The sequence below is a fragment of the Rhizobium sp. UGM030330-04 genome (assembly GCF_003208455.1).
In the GTDB taxonomy this organism is placed as follows: Bacteria; Pseudomonadota; Alphaproteobacteria; order Rhizobiales; family Rhizobiaceae; genus Agrobacterium; species Agrobacterium rhizogenes_A.
Window position 1 is genome coordinate 144,247 of record NZ_QKML01000003.1, and the last position, 17,263, is coordinate 161,509.

Annotated in this window: 14 protein-coding genes; 5 read left to right on the forward strand and 9 right to left on the reverse strand. The window is 60.1% G+C overall.

What is annotated here, in order from left to right; all coding sequences use genetic code 11:
* Window positions 1-16: 16 nt before the first annotated feature.
* The 3 genes from N434_RS05875 to fdxA all read left to right on the forward strand — a co-directional run bounded on the left by N434_RS05875 (window position 17) and on the right by fdxA (window position 4,012).
* Window positions 17-3,094, forward strand: coding sequence for a helicase-related protein (locus tag N434_RS05875; protein ID WP_110756628.1), 3,078 nt, complete (start codon window positions 17-19; stop codon window positions 3,092-3,094).
* 4 nt (window positions 3,095-3,098) lie between these two features.
* Window positions 3,099-3,515: an RNA-binding S4 domain-containing protein gene (locus tag N434_RS05880; protein WP_110756630.1), complete on the forward strand. Its 417-nt coding sequence runs from the start codon at window positions 3,099-3,101 to the stop codon at window positions 3,513-3,515.
* 158 nt (window positions 3,516-3,673) lie between these two features.
* Window positions 3,674-4,012 (forward strand): ferredoxin FdxA, encoded by a 339-nt coding sequence (gene fdxA, locus N434_RS05885; protein ID WP_046799760.1) that lies wholly within the window; start codon window positions 3,674-3,676, stop codon window positions 4,010-4,012.
* 87 nt (window positions 4,013-4,099) lie between these two features.
* Here the strand turns inward: fdxA and holA are convergent, their stop codons facing one another.
* The 3 genes from holA to leuS are packed head-to-tail and all read right to left on the reverse strand — an operon-like array spanning window position 4,100 to window position 8,317.
* Window positions 4,100-5,137: a DNA polymerase III subunit delta gene (gene holA / locus N434_RS05890; RefSeq protein ID WP_110756632.1), complete on the reverse strand. Its 1,038-nt coding sequence runs from the start codon at window positions 5,135-5,137 to the stop codon at window positions 4,100-4,102.
* An 11-nt stretch (window positions 5,138-5,148) separates the two neighbouring features.
* Window positions 5,149-5,694, reverse strand: a complete 546-nt coding sequence (locus N434_RS05895; RefSeq protein WP_161991778.1) for an LPS assembly lipoprotein LptE — start codon at window positions 5,692-5,694, stop codon at window positions 5,149-5,151.
* Entirely contained in the window at window positions 5,687-8,317 is a 2,631-nt protein-coding gene (gene leuS, locus N434_RS05900; RefSeq protein WP_110756634.1) for a leucine--tRNA ligase, read from the reverse strand. Before leuS ends, N434_RS05895 begins: the two co-directional genes overlap by 8 nt.
* Window positions 8,318-8,509: 192 nt before the next feature.
* On the opposite strand from leuS, the gene N434_RS05905 reads away from it, so the two are divergent.
* The gene (locus N434_RS05905) at window positions 8,510-9,169 is read left to right on the forward strand and encodes a YggS family pyridoxal phosphate-dependent enzyme (protein WP_110756635.1); all 660 of its coding nucleotides are present in this window, start codon (window positions 8,510-8,512) and stop codon (window positions 9,167-9,169) included.
* A gap of 59 nt (window positions 9,170-9,228) precedes the next feature.
* On the opposite strand, the gene N434_RS05910 is transcribed toward N434_RS05905, so the two are convergent.
* A complete protein-coding gene (locus tag N434_RS05910) occupies window positions 9,229-9,930 on the reverse strand; it encodes a DUF1013 domain-containing protein (RefSeq protein ID WP_065114359.1) in 702 nt (233 codons plus the stop codon).
* A 230-nt stretch (window positions 9,931-10,160) separates the two neighbouring features.
* Here N434_RS05910 and acs point away from each other — a divergent pair, with 230 nt between their 5' ends.
* Window positions 10,161-12,113 (forward strand): acetate--CoA ligase, encoded by a 1,953-nt coding sequence (gene acs / locus N434_RS05915; RefSeq protein ID WP_065114358.1) that lies wholly within the window; start codon window positions 10,161-10,163, stop codon window positions 12,111-12,113.
* Between the two features lie 105 nt (window positions 12,114-12,218).
* On the opposite strand, the gene N434_RS05920 is transcribed toward acs, so the two are convergent.
* The 5 genes from N434_RS05920 to N434_RS05940 all read right to left on the reverse strand — a co-directional run bounded on the left by N434_RS05920 (window position 12,219) and on the right by N434_RS05940 (window position 17,187).
* The gene (locus tag N434_RS05920; protein WP_110756637.1) at window positions 12,219-13,226 is read right to left on the reverse strand and encodes a TRAP transporter substrate-binding protein; all 1,008 of its coding nucleotides are present in this window, start codon (window positions 13,224-13,226) and stop codon (window positions 12,219-12,221) included.
* Window positions 13,227-13,266: 40 nt separating this feature from the next.
* Window positions 13,267-14,544: a TRAP transporter large permease gene (locus tag N434_RS05925; protein ID WP_065114356.1), complete on the reverse strand. Its 1,278-nt coding sequence runs from the start codon at window positions 14,542-14,544 to the stop codon at window positions 13,267-13,269.
* A gap of 4 nt (window positions 14,545-14,548) precedes the next feature.
* Window positions 14,549-15,079 (reverse strand): TRAP transporter small permease, encoded by a 531-nt coding sequence (locus tag N434_RS05930; protein WP_065114355.1) that lies wholly within the window; start codon window positions 15,077-15,079, stop codon window positions 14,549-14,551.
* A 21-nt stretch (window positions 15,080-15,100) separates the two neighbouring features.
* Window positions 15,101-16,261: a fumarylacetoacetate hydrolase family protein gene (locus N434_RS05935; RefSeq protein ID WP_110756639.1), complete on the reverse strand. Its 1,161-nt coding sequence runs from the start codon at window positions 16,259-16,261 to the stop codon at window positions 15,101-15,103.
* A gap of 209 nt (window positions 16,262-16,470) precedes the next feature.
* On the reverse strand, window positions 16,471-17,187 hold the full coding sequence (locus tag N434_RS05940) for a FadR/GntR family transcriptional regulator (protein WP_065114353.1): 717 nt from the start codon (window positions 17,185-17,187) through the stop codon (window positions 16,471-16,473).
* Window positions 17,188-17,263 lie beyond the last annotated feature (76 nt).

Here is a 17,263-nt window from a genome sequence, read left to right on the forward strand (position 1 = left end):
GTTGAATTTTCGCCCCATGATCCTGAGCGGCCGCGGTGTCACGGCCGTTCTCGGCCCTACCAATACCGGCAAGACCCATTACGCGATCGAGCGAATGGTTGCGCATGGCAGCGGTGTTATCGGCCTGCCGCTGCGCCTTCTGGCGCGCGAGGTCTATGCCCGTCTGGTTGAAAAGGTGGGGGCGCCGAATGTGGCGCTGATCACGGGCGAAGAGAAAATCGCGCCACCCAAAGCCAAATATTCCGTCTGTACCGTGGAAGCCATGCCGCGCGAGACGGCTGCCGCCTTCGTCGCGATCGACGAGGTGCAGCTGGCCGGCGATCTTGAGCGGGGCCATATCTTCACCGACCGGGTGCTGCATCTGCGCGGGCGGGAGGAAACGTTGCTTCTCGGCGCCGGCACGATGCGGCCCATCCTCGAAAAGCTGCTGCCGGGAATTACCGTGGTGGAGCGGCCGCGCCTGTCGCAGCTTTTTTACGCGGGCCAGAAGAAGATTACCCGCCTGCCGCAGCGCACCGCAATCGTCGCCTTTTCCGCTGACGAGGTCTATGCCATCGCCGAACTCGTGCGCCGCCAGCGCGGCGGTGCGGCCGTGGTGCTGGGGGCGCTTTCGCCGCGTACGCGCAATGCGCAGGTCGGGCTCTACCAGTCGGGCGACGTGGAATATCTTGTCGCGACGGATGCCATCGGCATGGGCCTCAACCTCGATGTCGATCATGTCGCCTTCGCGCAGGACCGCAAGTTCGACGGTTACCAGTTCCGCAATCTCAATCCGGGTGAAATCGGCCAGATTGCCGGCCGTGCCGGCCGTCATCTTCGCGATGGCACATTCGGTGTCACGGGGCGCGTCGATCCGTTCGATGACGAGCTGGTGGAGCGCATCGAAACCCATCAGTTCGATGCGGTGAAGGTGCTGCAGTGGCGGACGAAAAACTTCGATTTTTCCTCCATCGCCAATCTGCGCGTGAGCCTTGATGCCGCGCCGACGATCCAGGGGCTCTCGAGGGCCTTGCCGGCCATCGACCAGCAGGCGCTGGAATATCTGTCGCGTTATCCCGAGATCATCGACGTGACGACGACGGAGGCGCGGGTGGAAAAACTCTGGGAGGCCTGCGCGCTGCCCGATTATCGACGCATCGCGCCTGCCCAGCACGCCGACCTGATCTCGACGCTTTATTTCGATCTCGTCAAGCGCGGTGCGGTGAACGAGGATTTCATGGCCGAACAGGTGCGTCGCGCCGACCGGACGGATGGAGAGATCGATACCTTGTCTGCGAGGATTGCGCAGATCAGAACATGGACTTATGTATCGAACCGCCCAGGATGGCTTGCCGATCCGACACACTGGCAAGAAAAGACGCGGGAAATCGAGGATCGATTGTCCGATGCGCTACATGAAAGGTTGACGAAACGCTTTGTTGATCGCAGGACATCTGTGCTCATGAGGCGCCTGAGAGAGAATGCGATGCTTGAAGCTGAAATCAGTGTAAATGGTGATGTCTTCGTAGAAGGCCATCACGTCGGCCAGTTGGCCGGATTCCGGTTCACGCCGGTGTCGGGAATGGAAGGGCCGGATCAGAAGGCCGTGCAGGCTGCGTCGCAGAAGGCGCTGGCGCTGGAATTCGAGGCGCGTGCCGCGCGTCTGCATGCCAGTGGCAACGGCGATCTCGCTTTGAGCTCCGATGGTATGGTTCGCTGGCTGGGCGAGCCGGTTGCCCGCCTCTCGGCCGGCGACAACATCATGAAGCCGCGGGTGATCCTGCTGGCCGACGAGCAGTTGAGCGGCAATGCCCGTGATCATGCGCTGGCGCGCGTCGAACGTTTCGTCAATCACCAGATTGCGACCGTGCTGAAGCCGCTGGACGATATTTCACGCGCTGAGGACCTTCAGGGTCTGGCGAAGGGGCTGGCGTTCCAGCTGGTGGAAAATCTTGGCGTATTGTTCCGCCGTGATGTCACGGAAGACGTAAAGTCGCTGGATCAGGACGCACGTGCCTCCATGCGTCGTTACGGCGTTCGTTTCGGTGCCTATCACGTCTTCCTGCCGGCGCTGCTGAAGCCTGCTCCGGCGGAGCTTGTGACGCTGCTCTGGGCGCTGAAGAATGACGGCCTCGGCAAGCCGGGCTATGGCGATCTCATTCCGGTGCTGGCTGCTGGCCGCACCTCGGTGGTGACGGATGCCAGCTTCGAGCGCATGTTCTACAAGCTTGCCGGTTTCCGTTTCCTTGGAAAGCGCGCCGTGCGCATCGATATTCTCGAGCGTCTGGCCGATCTCATCCGTCCGCTGCTGCAGTGGAAGCCCGGCCAGCAGCCGCGCCCGGAAGGTGCTTATGATGGCCGTCGCTTTACGACGACGACCGCCATGCTTTCCATTCTCGGTGCGACGCTCGACGACATGGAGGAAATTCTCAAGGGCCTCGGCTACCGCGCCGATCAGGTGACGGCGGAAGAGGCGCAGGCCTTCCTCGCCAGCCAGGCCGGTGCCGCTGCTCCGGCGGACGCTGTGACAGCGGAAGAAGAAAGCGCCGAGACCGAGCAGGACGAGCCGGCTTCCGAAGAACAGGCGTCCGAGACGGTTGCTGTTGCGGAAGGCGAAGCTGCTGAAGCACCGGTCACGGAAGCTGCCGGTGAAGCGGTTGCCGCAAACGAAACCACCCCCGTGGAAGGGGCCGAGGCCGCTGAGCCGAAGCCTGTTCTTCTGTGGCGTCCGGGTGGCCGCAACGAAAACCAGCGCGGCGAAAACCGCCGTCCCGGTAATCGTGGTCATGGCCGCGAACAGGGAGCGCGCGAGCAGGGCGAGCGTCGTGCCGAAGGCCGTCGCGACAGTCGTGACGGCGCAAATCGCGACGCCGCCAATCGCGGTGGTGACGGTGAACGCAAGCGTGATGGTGGTCGTCCCGATCGGGGCAACAACCGCAACAACGACCGTCATGATCGCGGCGAGCGCAAGGACCGGCCGGAACGCAATGACCGCGGCGGAAAGCCGCAGGGCCAGCAGCGTTTCGAAGCCAAGCCGCCACGCAAGGAGAAGCCGATCGATCCGGATTCGCCTTTCGCAAAGCTCGCTGCTCTCAAGGAGCAGCTGAAGAAGTAAGCCTATGGGGAGCAACGAACAGCCACTGGAGAGTACGCGTCAGCGTCTGGACAAGTGGCTGTTCTTTGCCCGCATGGCCAAGTCGCGCTCGCTTGCCCAGAGCTATATTCAGTCGGGTCAGGTCAAGGTCAACGGCGCTACCATCCGCCAGCCCAGCCATGCGGTGAAGGCCGGTGACAGGCTGGATATCGGTTTTGAGCGCATGGACAGGGTGCTTGTCGTCAAGTCCGGTGGAGTGCGCCGTGGGCCCTACGAAGAGGCCAGACGTCTCTACGACGATCTCACGCCGCCACGGGAGCCTTCCGACAGGCTGACCCCTCTCGAACAGGCCATGCGCGAGCCGGGCAGCGGGCGTCCGACCAAAAAGGAGCGCAGGGCGCTCGACAGGTTTCTGTCGGATAGTGACGGAAGCAAAGATTAGAATAAACCTCCAAGTTACACCCGTTTTTCAGAATTGTTTATCCTTGCTATCTGAAGGCAAAGGCATTACGTCCTTTGCGAAATTGCCCTGTCTGAATTCCGGGCGACGGCTTGTGTTCCGAAGCCCAAAGACCCGGCCTGCATATTCTGGAGTTCATCATGACATATGTCGTGACCGACAATTGCATCCGCTGCAAATACACCGATTGCGTTGAGGTCTGCCCCGTCGACTGCTTTTACGAGGGTGAAAATTTCCTCGCCATCAATCCTGACGAATGTATCGATTGCGGTGTGTGTGAACCGGAATGTCCCGCCGAGGCGATCAAGCCCGATACGGAGCCGGGTCTCGACAAGTGGCTGAAGCTCAACGCTGAATATGCTGCGATCTGGCCGAACATCACCATCAAGCGTGACCCGATGCCGGAAGCCAAGGAAATGGACGGCGTTGCAGGCAAGCTCGAGCTTTATTTCTCCGCGGAGCCCGGCCAGGGCGACTGAGTTCAGACGATCCAAGAGGTCGTTTTAGTGTGATCCGGGAAGCCCTCGCAGCAGCAGCGCGAGGGCTTTTTGGTATGCTTTACCCGTTCATCCGCCACGGCCGGATTGCAGGGTGGTCGAAAGCAAGGTCAGAAGGGCCACGCTTTCCTCCAGGCTTTGCCGCTGGCGGCTTTGCAGGATCGCGGCCTGCAGACGGTTCATCTCGCGGGCGATCGCCGCTGGCTGCCATGTTCGCAGCGCTCTTTCGATGATGGGTTTCCTGCGGAAATGGATATGGCGTCCGAGTGTCTGCATGACCTGACCGGCCTGCTGCTTTTTCTCGTCCATCTCGGCGCGCATCTGGTCGAGCAGCTGGAATTGCTTGAGGCATCCCTGAAGCACAAGGAAGATCGGTGTCTTCGATGAGATGATCTTCTGGGTGGCGTGGAAAAAGGCGTTCCTGTCGCCTTTCAGGATGGCATCAACGGCATCGTCAGCCGAAACGGTGCTGGCATCGCCGATGATGGCCAGCACGTCGTCTTCCTCGATCACCTCCGCGCCACGGCAATAAAGTGCCAACTTGCGGATTTCGTTGCGTGAGGCAATGCGGTCACCGCCGAGCGATTCGATGAGCCTTTGCCGCGCGGCAGGGGCAATGCGCAGATTGTCGTTGGAGAGTTCCTGGTCGATCAGTGCGTTCAGGGAGCGCGCATCATCCGCATAACAGGGAATTGCCGCGATGGAGCGCGCAGGTTCCGCTATCTTGCGCAATCCCGTACCCTTTTTGATGTCGCCCGCCTCTATGATCAGGAAACTTGCCTGTGGTGGTGTTTCGGCCAGAATCTGGAGCGCATCCACCAGCGCCTTTTCCGCCGCAGCACCTTTGACCCAGACGAGTTTTTCGCCGCCGAAAAGGCCGATGGCATTCACTTCGTCAAGGAGGCGACCGGGATCGCCCTGCAGATCGGATGCGGTCAGCTTCAGCGATGCGAAAGCGTCATCGGGGTCGATACCCGTCTTTTTGGCGATCACGTTTGCCCGTTCCGACACGAGGCCGCGGTCCGGGCCGTAAAGCACGAAAACGCGAAAGCGCTCCGCCGGATTTTCGGCGAAGCGCTCGAATTCATGCGATTTTATCTCCGCCACGGCCGCGGCTCTCAGCGGCCGAGGGTGGCAGCGATATCGGTGCGGATGATTTCAGCCAGCTCCCGGGCAGCCCGGTTCTCGGCATCGCGGATCGCCCTGATCTTGGCGAATTCCTGCTGCGGCAGGTCCACCTGCGCCGTCACGCTGCGGCGTGCGGAACGCAGGATCTGGCCATCGGAAATCCGCGTCAGCACATATTGACCGCTCATCACGACGCGACCGGGGTAAGGACCGTCGTAATTGTTGTTGGTCCGGGTCGTCAGGTCGTAATTCTCGACTTCGGTGGACGTCGCGCTCGAACTCACGGATACCTTGACGTTGTACTGCGCCGTGGCGGGCTCACCTGCGCCGCCGGATGTCAGGAAGATCAGCTGGTTACGGACTTCCTGCCCGATCCTGCCGCCGATCGGGGAGATGCTGACCGCTGCCAGCCTTTCCTTGGTGCCGGAAGCCTCGCCATAAAGCGGGCGTACCTGGCAGCCCGCTAGAAGACCAGCCATCATCACGACGGAAATTGCTGCCGCGACGCGGCTCCATCTCGAAAAAACGTCAGACAACAATGTTCACAATCCTCTGCGGAACCACGATGACTTTCTTGGGCTCGCCACCGGCAAGAATGGATTTGACGGCATCCAGAGCAAGGGCAGCCGAACGGACTGCATCTTGATCCGCATCGCGCGCGATTGTCAATTCTCCACGCTTCTTGCCATTGACCTGCACGGGCATGACCACGTCATTTTCCTCGACCAGCGAGGCGACGAAGGCCGGCCATGGCGTCTGGGCGACGAGGCCTTCATTGCCCAGCGCCGACCAGCATTCTTCCGCCAGATGTGGCGTCATGGGGGCGATGATGCGAATGAGGATTTCGACGGCGTCACGTGCCGCGGCCCTCACGTCTTCAGGCTTGCCGCCTGCTGCGACGTCCGCAAGCGGTCCGGCAAGCGCATTGACGAGTTCATAGATGCGGGCGATCGCCTTGTTGAAGGCGAGCTTGTCCAGATCCTCCTGAACGGCCTTCAGCGTCTTGTGAGCCGCCTTGGAGGCCGCCAGTCCCTCGCCTTCGGTTGCCGGCTTCGGCTGGACGGTTCTCAACTCTTCAGCCGCTTCGCCAATGATGCGCCAGACGCGCTGGACGAAGCGGTTTGCGCCCTCCACACCGGCTTCGGACCAGATGACGTCACGGTCGGGCGGAGAGTCCGACAGGACGAAGAAGCGCGCGGTATCGGCCCCATAGGATGCGATGATATCATCCGGGTCGACCACGTTCTTCTTCGACTTCGACATTTTCTCGATAGAGCCGATTTTCACTTCCGCGCCGGAAGACAGCAGGAATGCCCGACGTGCGCCGTCCGTTTCCTCGATGCGCAGGTCAGCGGGCGATATCCATTCGCGGGTCATGCCCTCGCCATGGCTATAGGTCTCGTGCACGACCATGCCCTGCGTGAACAGGCCCTTGAAGGGCTCCTTGACGCCGACATGGCCGGTCTCACGCATGGCGCGGGTGAAGAAGCGCGAATAGAGCAGGTGCAGGATGGCATGCTCGATGCCGCCGATATATTGATCGACCGGCAGCCAGTGATTGGCGACCTTCGGGTCGGTCGGCTGGTCTTCCCACGGCGCTGTAAAGCGGGTGTAATACCAGCTGGAATCGACGAAGGTGTCCATCGTATCGGTTTCGCGCCGCGCGTCATGGCCGCATTGCGGGCAGGAAACATGGCGCCATGTGGGGTGGCGATCCAGCGGGTTACCGGGCACGTCGAAAGTCACGTCGTCGGGCAGCTTGACCGGCAGGTCCTTTTTCGGAACCGGCACCACGCCGCAGACTTCGCAATGAATGACCGGGATCGGGCAGCCCCAGTAACGCTGGCGGGAAATGCCCCAGTCGCGCAGGCGGAAATTGACCTTGCGCTCGGCCTGCGGCGCGTTGCCCAGCGTCTGCGCAGAAAGCTTCTGCACGACCGCCTCAAAGGCGTCAGCCGTCTGCATGCCATTCAGGAAGCCCGAATTGATCATCACGCCGTCATCGGTGAAGGCGGTGTCCTTAACGGTGAAGCTTTCAGCATCGGGACCTTCCGGTGCCACGACGGCGACAACAGGCAGGCCGTATTTGCGGGCGAAATCCAGATCGCGCTGGTCACCCGAAGGGCAGCCGAAGATCGCGCCGGTGCCGTAATCCATCAATACGAAATTGGCGACGTAGACGGGCAGTTCCCAGCTGGGGTCCAGCGGATGCACGACCTTGACACCGGTATCGATACCCTTCTTTTCCGCGGTTTCCAGCGCTGCCAGAGAGGTGCCATGGCGGCGGCATTCGTCGCAGAACTCGGCGATATCGGGGTTGTTCTCCGACAGTTCCTTTGCCAGCGGGTGGTCGGCGGCGATCGCCAGGAAGGATGCGCCGAACAGCGTGTCCGGGCGCGTCGTGTAGACGGTGATGTCGGAGAAATCTTCCGGCGCCGTGTCGGCAACCGTCTGCCAGCGCAGGGACAGGCCTTCGGAGCGGCCGATCCAGTTTTTCTGCATCAGGCGCACTTTTTCCGGCCACTGGTCCAGTTCGTCCAGCTCGTCCAGCAGGTCCTGGCTGAAATCGGTGATGCGGAAGAACCATTGTGTCAGTTCGCGCTGTTCCACCAGCGCGCCGGAGCGCCAGCCGCGGCCGTCGATCACCTGCTCATTGGCCAGAACCGTGTGGTCGACCGGATCCCAGTTGACCTTGGACTGCTTGCGGTAGACCAGGCCCTTTTCCATGAAATCGATGAACAGCGCCTGCTGGCGATGGTAATATTCCACGTCGCAGGTGGCGAATTCACGGGTCCAGTCGAGTGACAGGCCCATGGATTTCAGCTGGCCGCGCATGGTGGCGATGTTCTGGTAGGTCCAGTCCTTGGGGTGGACCTTGTTCTGCATGGCCGCGTTTTCCGCCGGCATGCCGAAGGCATCCCAGCCCATCGGGTGCAGGACGTTGAAGCCGCGCGCGCGCTTGTAGCGCGCGACGACGTCACCCATGGCATAGTTGCGGACATGGCCCATATGGATGCGTCCCGACGGATAGGGAAACATCTCCAGAACGTAATATTTCTCGCGCGGATCGCTGTTGTCGGTGACGAAAACCTTGTCTTCGTTCCATTTCTGCTGCCAGCGCGGCTCGGCGTCGCGAGGATTATAACGTTCGATGGCCATTGTATAGAATTCCGGGTATCGAGGGGAAAAATTTGCGCTGACCTTCACCATGAAACGACCGGGGCGTCAAGTTTGGCGGGGCATTCGGGCGTTCAATCTTGGCCAGCGTGTCTCAAATGGTGCTAAAGGCGCTTGGCATCAAGGCAATCGGCGTCTAGTTAGCGGTTCGAACGGTTTAAAAAAGGTCTTGTGATGGAAATCGAAGCACGTCTTGAGGATGTCAGGCAGCGCATTGCGGATGTTGCGGAAAAATCCGGCCGCAAGGCGACGGATATCGCTCTCGTTGCCGTTTCGAAGACATTCGATGCGGAAGCGATCCAGCCCGTCATCGATGCCGGTCAGCGCCTGTTCGGCGAAAACCGCGTACAGGAGGCGCAGGGCAAGTGGCCCGCGCTGAAAGAGAGGACGCCTGATCTCGAGCTTCATCTGATCGGCCCGCTGCAGTCCAACAAGGCGGCGGATGCCGTGGCGCTGTTCGATGTGGTGCAGAGCGTCGATCGGGAGAAGATCGCGCGTGCGCTTGCCGAAGAATGCGCCAGGCAGGGCCGCAGCCTGCGGTTTTACGTGCAGGTGAATACCGGGCTCGAGCCGCAGAAAGCGGGTATCGACCCGCGTGAAACGGTTGCTTTCGTGGCTTTTTGCCGGGACGAGCTGAAACTGGCTGTCGAAGGGCTCATGTGCATTCCGCCGGCGGAAGAAAATCCCGGTCCGCATTTTGCCCTTCTGGCCAAGCTTGCCAAGCAATGCGGTCTGGAAAAGCTCTCCATGGGCATGTCCGGTGATTTTGAAACCGCCGTCGAATTTGGCGCAACAAGCGTGCGCGTCGGCTCCGCGATTTTCGGCGCACGCTGAGCTGTGCAACAAAAAACCCGGCACGATGGCCGGGTTCGTAATCTCGCGAAGGGCTGCGATCAGTACTGATCGTCCTCGTCTTCGTCCTTCTGCGTGGATTTCAGCGAAGAAAGCTTCTTGAAGACGGCATCGGCGTCGATCTGCTCGTCTTCCTCACGCTGGAAGCTGTATTCCAGACCTTCCGTTGCCGTTGCCGGCTGCAGCGTGTTGTCGAGTTCCTCGGCGGTCGGCAGCGGGCGACCGCGCGATGCGCGTTCGACTTCGAGGTCGAGATCGATCTGGCTGCAGAGGCCGAGCGTCACCGGGTCCATCGGCGTCAGATTGGCCGAGTTCCAGTGGGTGCGGTCGCGAATCTGCTCAATGGTGGACTTGGTGGTGCCGACGAGACGCGAAATCTGCGCATCCTTCAGTTCCGGATGGTTGCGCACCAGCCACAAAATGGCGTTCGGACGGTCCTGACGCTTGGAAACCGGGGTGTAGCGCGGGCCACGGCGCTTGGATTCCGGCACGCGGACTTTCGGTTCGGAAAGCTTGAGCTTGTGGTTGGGATTGGCTTCGGCGCGGGCGATCTCGTCGCGGGAAAGCTGTCCCGTCGCGATCGGATCGAGACCCTTGATGCCCTGCGCGGCTTCACCGTCGGCAATCGCCTTGACTTCGAGCGGATGCAGTTTGCAGAACGTGGCGATCTGATCGAACGACAGCGCGGTGTTGTCAACCAGCCATACAGCCGTAGCCTTTGGCATGAGCAATTGTTGAGCCATAGATACAGTCCTTCTGTCCGTCCGCGCCGGTGTCGCGGGCGTGGTATCAACCACTGATTTCCGGGATATTGGCGCTCTATAACCGGATTGCATCATAATTGCAATTCTTTGCGAAACAAATGACCTTTGTCTAATTGCCGTGCGGATTTGAACTGCTATGAATTCAACACATGCCTGAGGTGGGAGTCTCGGGTCGCGTTAAAAGCCATATCTGGTTCCAGGAGGAGTTCATGTCTGCCAAAATCTACCCGGTGCTCAAATCGGCGAAGGCCCGCACGCTCATCGACAATGAGCGTTACCAGAAATGGTATCAGGAGAGCGTCGAGGATCCGGAAAAGTTCTGGGACAAGCACGGCCGGCGGATTGACTGGTTCAAGCCCTATACCAAGGTCAAGAACACGTCCTTCAAGGGAAGGGTGCCGATCAAGTGGTTCGAGGATGGCCTGACCAACGTCTCCTACAACTGTATCGACAGGCATCTGAAGACGCATGGCGAACGCACGGCGATCATCTGGGAAGGCGATAACCCGTATATCGACAAGAAGATCACCTATAACCAGCTCTATGATTATGTCTGCCGTCTGGCCAATGTGCTGAAGAAGCACGGCGTCAAGAAGGGCGACCGCGTCACCATCTACATGCCGATGATCCCCGAGGCGGCTTATGCGATGCTCGCCTGCGCCCGCATCGGTGCCGTGCATTCTGTCGTTTTTGGTGGCTTCTCGCCGGAAGCGCTGGCCGGTCGTATCGTCGACTGCGAATCAACCTTCGTCATCACCTGCGATGAAGGCGTGCGCGGCGGCAAGCCGATCCCGCTCAAGGAAAACACCGACAAGGCGATCGATATCGCCGCCAAGCAATATGTCATCGTCAACAAGGTTCTTGTCGTGCGCCGCACCGGCGGCAAGACCGGATGGGCGCCGGGCCGCGATATCTGGTACCATCAGGAAATCGCCACGGTGAAACCGGATTGCCCGCCGGCGAAGATGCGGGCGGAAGATCCGCTGTTCATCCTCTACACATCAGGTTCCACCGGCAAGCCGAAGGGCGTTCTGCACACGACGGGTGGTTACCTCGTCTATACGTCGATGACGCATGAATATGTGTTCGACTACAAGGATGGCGAGGTCTTCTGGTGTACCGCCGATGTCGGCTGGGTCACCGGCCATTCCTACATCGTCTACGGGCCGCTTGCCAATTGCGCGACGACGCTGATGTTCGAAGGTGTTCCAAACTTCCCGGATCAGGGTCGTTTCTGGGAAGTGATCGACAAGCACAAGGTCAATATCTTCTACACCGCACCGACAGCGCTCAGATCGCTGATGGGAGCCGGCGACCAGTTCGTCAAGCGCTCCTCGCGCGATAGCCTCCGGCTGCTTGGAACGGTGGGCGAACCGATCAATCCGGAAGCCTGGGAGTGGTATTATCATGTGGTCGGCGAGGACAAGAGCCCGATCGTCGATACCTGGTGGCAGACGGAAACCGGTGGCATTCTGATCTCGCCGCTGCCGGGGGCGACCGATCTTAAGCCGGGCTCGGCGACAAGGCCGTTCTTCGGCGTGCAGCCGCAGCTTGTCGATGCCGAGGGCAATGTGCTGGAAGGGCCGGCGGACGGCAATCTCTGCATCATCGACAGCTGGCCGGGTCAGTCGCGCTCCGTTTATGGGGATCATCAGCGCTTTGTCGATACGTATTTCTCCACCTACAAGGGCAAATACTTCACCGGCGATGGCTGCCGGCGGGACGAGGACGGTTATTACTGGATCACCGGCCGCGTCGATGATGTGCTGAACGTTTCCGGCCACCGCCTCGGCACGGCCGAGGTGGAATCGGCACTGGTATCGCATCACCTTGTTTCGGAAGCGGCCGTGGTGGGTTACCCGCATGCCATCAAGGGGCAGGGCATTTATTGTTATGTCACGCTGATGGCGGGCCAGAACGGTGACTATGCGCTGCGCGAGGAGCTGGTAAAGCACGTGCGCAACGAGATCGGGCCGGTTGCGACGCCGGACAAAATCCAGTTCGCGCCGGGCCTGCCGAAAACCCGCTCCGGCAAGATCATGCGGCGCATCCTGCGCAAGATCGCCGAGGACGATTTCGGTGCGCTTGGGGATACATCGACGCTCGCCGATCCGGCGGTGGTCGAAGATCTGATCGCCAACCGGCAGAACCGCACGGCGTGATCTTTTGGAAAGGCTGCTTCGGCAGCCTTTTCTGCCGGTTGTCTTCACAAACAAAAACACCCGGAGGCGGAACCTCCGGGTGTTTTTCATTTTTACCAAATGGGCTTACTGGCCGCGGATCTTCTTCAGGTCCGCCAGAACGGCGTCAACGACATCGGCGCCGATTTCAGCCTTGTGCTTTTCGTAAACGACCATCGACTTTTCGCGGATACGGGTCTGCTCTTCCGGAGACAGCGTGTTGACCTCGAGGCCGGCGGCCTTGATCTTCTCCAGCGACTGCTGGTTCAGTTCGCGGATGACCTTGCGCTCTTCATCGCGGCCGACGATTGCGCATTCACGCAGGGCAGCCTGTTCTTCGGGTGTGTAGCTGTCGAAGATCGGCTTGGAGAAGAGGAAGAGGAACGGCGTGTAAGCGTGGTTCGTCTCGGTGATGTACTTCTGCACCTCGTAGAACTTGGAGGTGTCGATCGTCACATAGGGGTTTTCCTGTGCGTCGATCGCGTTGGTTTCAAGCGCCGAGAAGACTTCGCCGAAGGCCATCGGCGTTGCGTTGGCGCCAAGGTTCTGGAAGGTGTCGAGGAAGATGTTGTTCTGCATCACGCGAACCTTGAGGCCGGAGAAGTCTTCCCACTTCGTGACGGCGTGCTTGGAGTTCGACAGGTTGCGGAAGCCGTTTTCCCAGTAAGCCAGGTTTACCAGGCCCTGTTCTTCCAGCTTCTTGTTCATCATGTCGCCGAAGGCGCCATCCATGACGGCATCGGCTTCCTTGTCGTTAGCGAACAGGAACGGCAGGTCGAAGACGCCGAGCGAGGGGATGAGACCAACGAGCGGCGAGGACGACGTCACGACGGCTTCCTGAACGCCGGAGCGCAGGGCCTGTGTCGCCTGAAGGTCGCCGCCGAGAGCGCCGCCCCAGAATGCCGTCAGCTTCAGCTTGCCGCCCGACTTGTCATCGAGGCAGGCCTGCATGGCCTTGATGCCGTTGCCGACCGGGTGGTCCTGGTTGATGCCGTTCGAAACGCGGATGTTACGGCTGTTGAATTCGGCCATTGCCGGAGCTGCGGCGCCAACGGCGAAAGCGATGGCCGTGGTGGTCAGAAGAAGCTTTCTCATAATATCCTCCCTTGGATTGTGTTCGAGAAGCGGTTGCGGATTAACGAAGATACTGCAGCGGTACGAGGACGATGTCCGGGAAAATCACGAGCAGCGCCAGAACGATGGTTTCGGCAACGAGGAACGGCCAGACACCGATCGTGACCTTGCCGAGCGGGATGCGGCCGACGCCGCTGACGACGTTGAGAACCACGCCGACCGGAGGGGTGATCAGGCCGATGGCGTTGTTGATGATGAAGAGAACGCCGAAATAGACCGGGTCGATGCCCGCCTGCTTGACGATAGGCATCAGAACGGGCGTCAGGATCAGGATGGTCGGCGTCAGGTCGAGCGCGGTTCCGACGATGAAAACCAGAACCATCATGGCGGCCATCAGAAGCATCGGGCGGTCGATCAGCGGCTCGATATAGCCTGCGACTTCGTTCGGGATGTTCGCAGCCGTGATGAGCCATGCGGAGACGAGCGCCGCGCAAACCAGGAACATGATGATGGACGTGCTCTTGGCGGCGCGCAGAAGCACATGGAACAGATCCGCCGGCTTCAGTTCGCGGTAGATCACCATGCCGACGAAAAGCGCGTAGACAGCCGCAACGACGGCAGCTTCCGTCGGCGTCATGATGCCTGCCTTGATGCCACCGAGAATGATGACAGGCATGCCGAGCGCCCAGCCGGCGCGGGCAGTGGCGGTCAGACGTTCCTTGGCGGAGGTCTTCGGCAGCGGCTTGACGTTATCCTTACGGACCACGATGAGCCAGGCGATGATGAGCGACGCACCCATCAGGATGCCGGGAACGATACCCGCAAGGAAAAGCTGGGTGATCGAGACATTGGCGGCGACGCCGAAAACGATGAAGGCCATCGACGGCGGAATAACGGGGGCGATGATGCCGCCTGCGGCGATGAGGCCGCCGGAGCGCGGAATATTGTAACCGGCCTTGGCCATCATCGGGATGAGAATTGCGGCAAGAGCTGCGGTGTCGGCTGCTGCCGAACCGGAGATGCTGGCCATGATGATGGCCGCGACGATGGCCACGATGCCGAGGCCGCCACGGATATGGCCGACCAGCGCAATTGCAAAGTCGATGATGCGGCGGGAAAGGCCGCCGGAATTCATCAGTTCACCGGCCAGAATGAAGAAGGGGATGGCGAGCAGCGTGAAGGTGTCCGCGCCCGAAATCATGTTCTGGGCGATGATGGCGGTGTTGAACATGCCCATGTACCACATGAGCACGACGCCGCAGAACATCAGCGAGAAAGCGACGGGAACGCCAATCGCCATGGCTCCCAGCAGAGAGCCGACAAAAACGAGAAGTGTCATGGTATCAGCGCTCCGAAAGCTGTTCGATCGTCAGGTTCTCGCCCGCGAACTGGGCGATTTCGTCTTCCGTGACGCGGCCCGTCAAAAGACGGTACAGGCGTTCCAGTGCGATGATGAACATCAGGCCACCGGTGAACATGCCGATGCCGTAGACCCAGATCATCGACAGTTTGGTGACGGGCGCATGCATGCTGGCATTGATGCCGGACTGCTTCCAGGTTCCCCAGAAGAAGATGGCGGAACAGGCCAGGATGATGATGTTCGATGCGATCATGCAGACGATACGGGCACGGCGGGAGAGAAACATCACGAGCGTTTCGATGCCCATGTGGCTGTTCTCACGAAATGTCAGCACGGCGCCGATGAAGGTCAGCCAGACGAAGAAATAGCGCGACAGTTCTTCCGAGACGTTGATGCCGGAATTCATCGTGTAACGCATGACGACGTTGACGAAAACCATGATCGACATGCCGGCGAGCAGCAGGACGAGAATGATTTCGAGAATCCGGTAAAAGAGATTGATGGTCTTTTGCATTTTCCCCTCCCGAAGAAATATCTAGAGTAGCCCTCGTTTCGCCAGGTTGCGCATCAGGGCCGCGGTGCCGAATGTCCATTCCGGGCATTCGTCGGTCGTCGCGACCCAGTTGATCAGCTTGCCGAGCTTGGGCGTGGAGATTTCGACACGGTCACCCTTGGCATGGGTGAAACCGAGGCCTGGGCCATGGCGATCCTTCACCGGCGCGAACATCGTGCCAAGGAAAAAGACGGCGCCGTCAGGATATTGATGGTTACGGTTCAAGAGTTGCGAAGCGAGGTTTTCCGGCGTGCGGCTGATCGCCTGCATGGGGCTGACACCCGTCATGGTGAAACCGTCCTCACCCTCGACCAGAAGCGAGATCTGCGACTTCTTCACGTCTTCGATGGTGAAGCTACCGTCGAACAGGCGGATGAAAGGACCGATCGCGCAGGAGGCATTGTTGTCCTTCGCCTTGCTGAGCAGAAGGGCGGAACGGCCTTCGAAATCGCGCAGGTTGACGTCGTTGCCGAGCGTCGCGCCGATGATACGGCCATCGGAGGTGATGGCGAGCACCACTTCCGGCTCCGGGTTGTTCCACTGCGATTTCGGGTGAACGCCGATCAGCGCGCCGCAGCCGACCGAGGCCATGGCCTGCGCCTTTGAGAATATTTCCGCATCCGGACCGATGCCCACTTCCAGATATTGCGACCAGAGGCCCATTTCCTGGAGCAGTTTCTTGACCTCGGCGGCCTTCTCGGAGCCGGCCTCAAGTCCCTTCAGGTTGTCGCCGAGAACCGGCGCCAGACGCCCGCGTATTTCCTGCGCGCGAAGCGGGTCGCCTTTGGCCTGTTCTTCGATCACGCGTTCCAGCATGCTGTCGGCGAAGGTGACACCTGCGGCCTTGACGGCCTGAATGTCGTTGGGGGCCAGAAGCTCGCCGGCGGAACCGTCGAGAAATGCTTCAAGCGCGCCAAGTGCCACGAATGTGCCGGTGTCGGCGAGCCGCTCCACCAGATCCGCCGTTTCCAGAAGTTCGGACATGGTTGGGGAAATCGAGGTGAGGTCATAAAGCACGCCGTCCTTGAGCAGGACGGGGCAGGGACCGCCTTCGCTCTTCGACCAGACGCGGCCAACGAGCAGGGCGTTTTCATAATCTTCAGGCAGAATTGCGGTAGCGTCGATGGACCTTGCGCCGGTCATGTAATGTCCTCCCCTTCAGCCCATCGACAGGCCGCCTCCTGCGGTCTTATTGTCTGGATGTCTGACAACCTAATCTCATTCTTCTTAGTATGACTTTTCCGGCGAGTCTAGCGGTCTCGCGGACAAAATTATCGCCATTCGGTTCCGGATACCGGTCAAGCCTGGAAACCTGTCCTATAGCTTTACGGTCGGCGCATTTATTCCGTGCTTCAGAATATATCCAGTTCCAGATTGACCCGGCTTGCCGCGCCGATCAGATGTTTGCGCATGGCATTCTTGGCTGCGGTCGCATCGGCCTTCTCGACGGCTTCGTAGATCGCCACATGTTCGGCGATCGTCACCTCAAGAATTTCACCGAACACCGCGCGGGAGAAAGCGATGTTGATGGCGGAACTGATGCGTTCCGCGATGAAGCCGAGGAACATCAGGAAATATTCGTTCTCAGTCGCTTCCGCCAGAATACGGTGAAAGTCGAGATCGGCGGCAACACCTTCGGTAGACCAGTCGTCGGCGGTCTTCATTTTCTCCAGCGCCGCGGCCAGCCGCGTCAGCTGCTGCGGGCTGCGGTGCAATGCTGCAAGCCCTGCCGCTTCTATTTCCAGCGGCATGCGAAGCTGAAAGAGGTCGCGGAAATTGTCCGGATCATTGAGGCGGGAGCGCTCGATCCGGATGGACAGTCTCTGGCGGGGATCGGTGACGAATGCGCCCACGCCCTGGCGGGTTTCGACGAAGCCTTCATTGCGCAATTGCGCGATCGCCTCGCGAATGACCGAGCGGCTGACGCCGAAGGTTTTCGCCAGAACATGTTCCGTCGGCAGCCTGTCGCCCGGACCGAGTTTCGAATCATTGATTTCGCGCGCGATCTCGGCGGCGATACGGCCGGGCAGATGATCGTTGCGATGTATCTGATTGAACTCCAGCGTCATGATTGCTCCCGTTCCGCAGAAACGATTGGTTCATTTTGCCCGCCGCAGGCGACGTCCTCCTTCGCCGTCAGCGGGT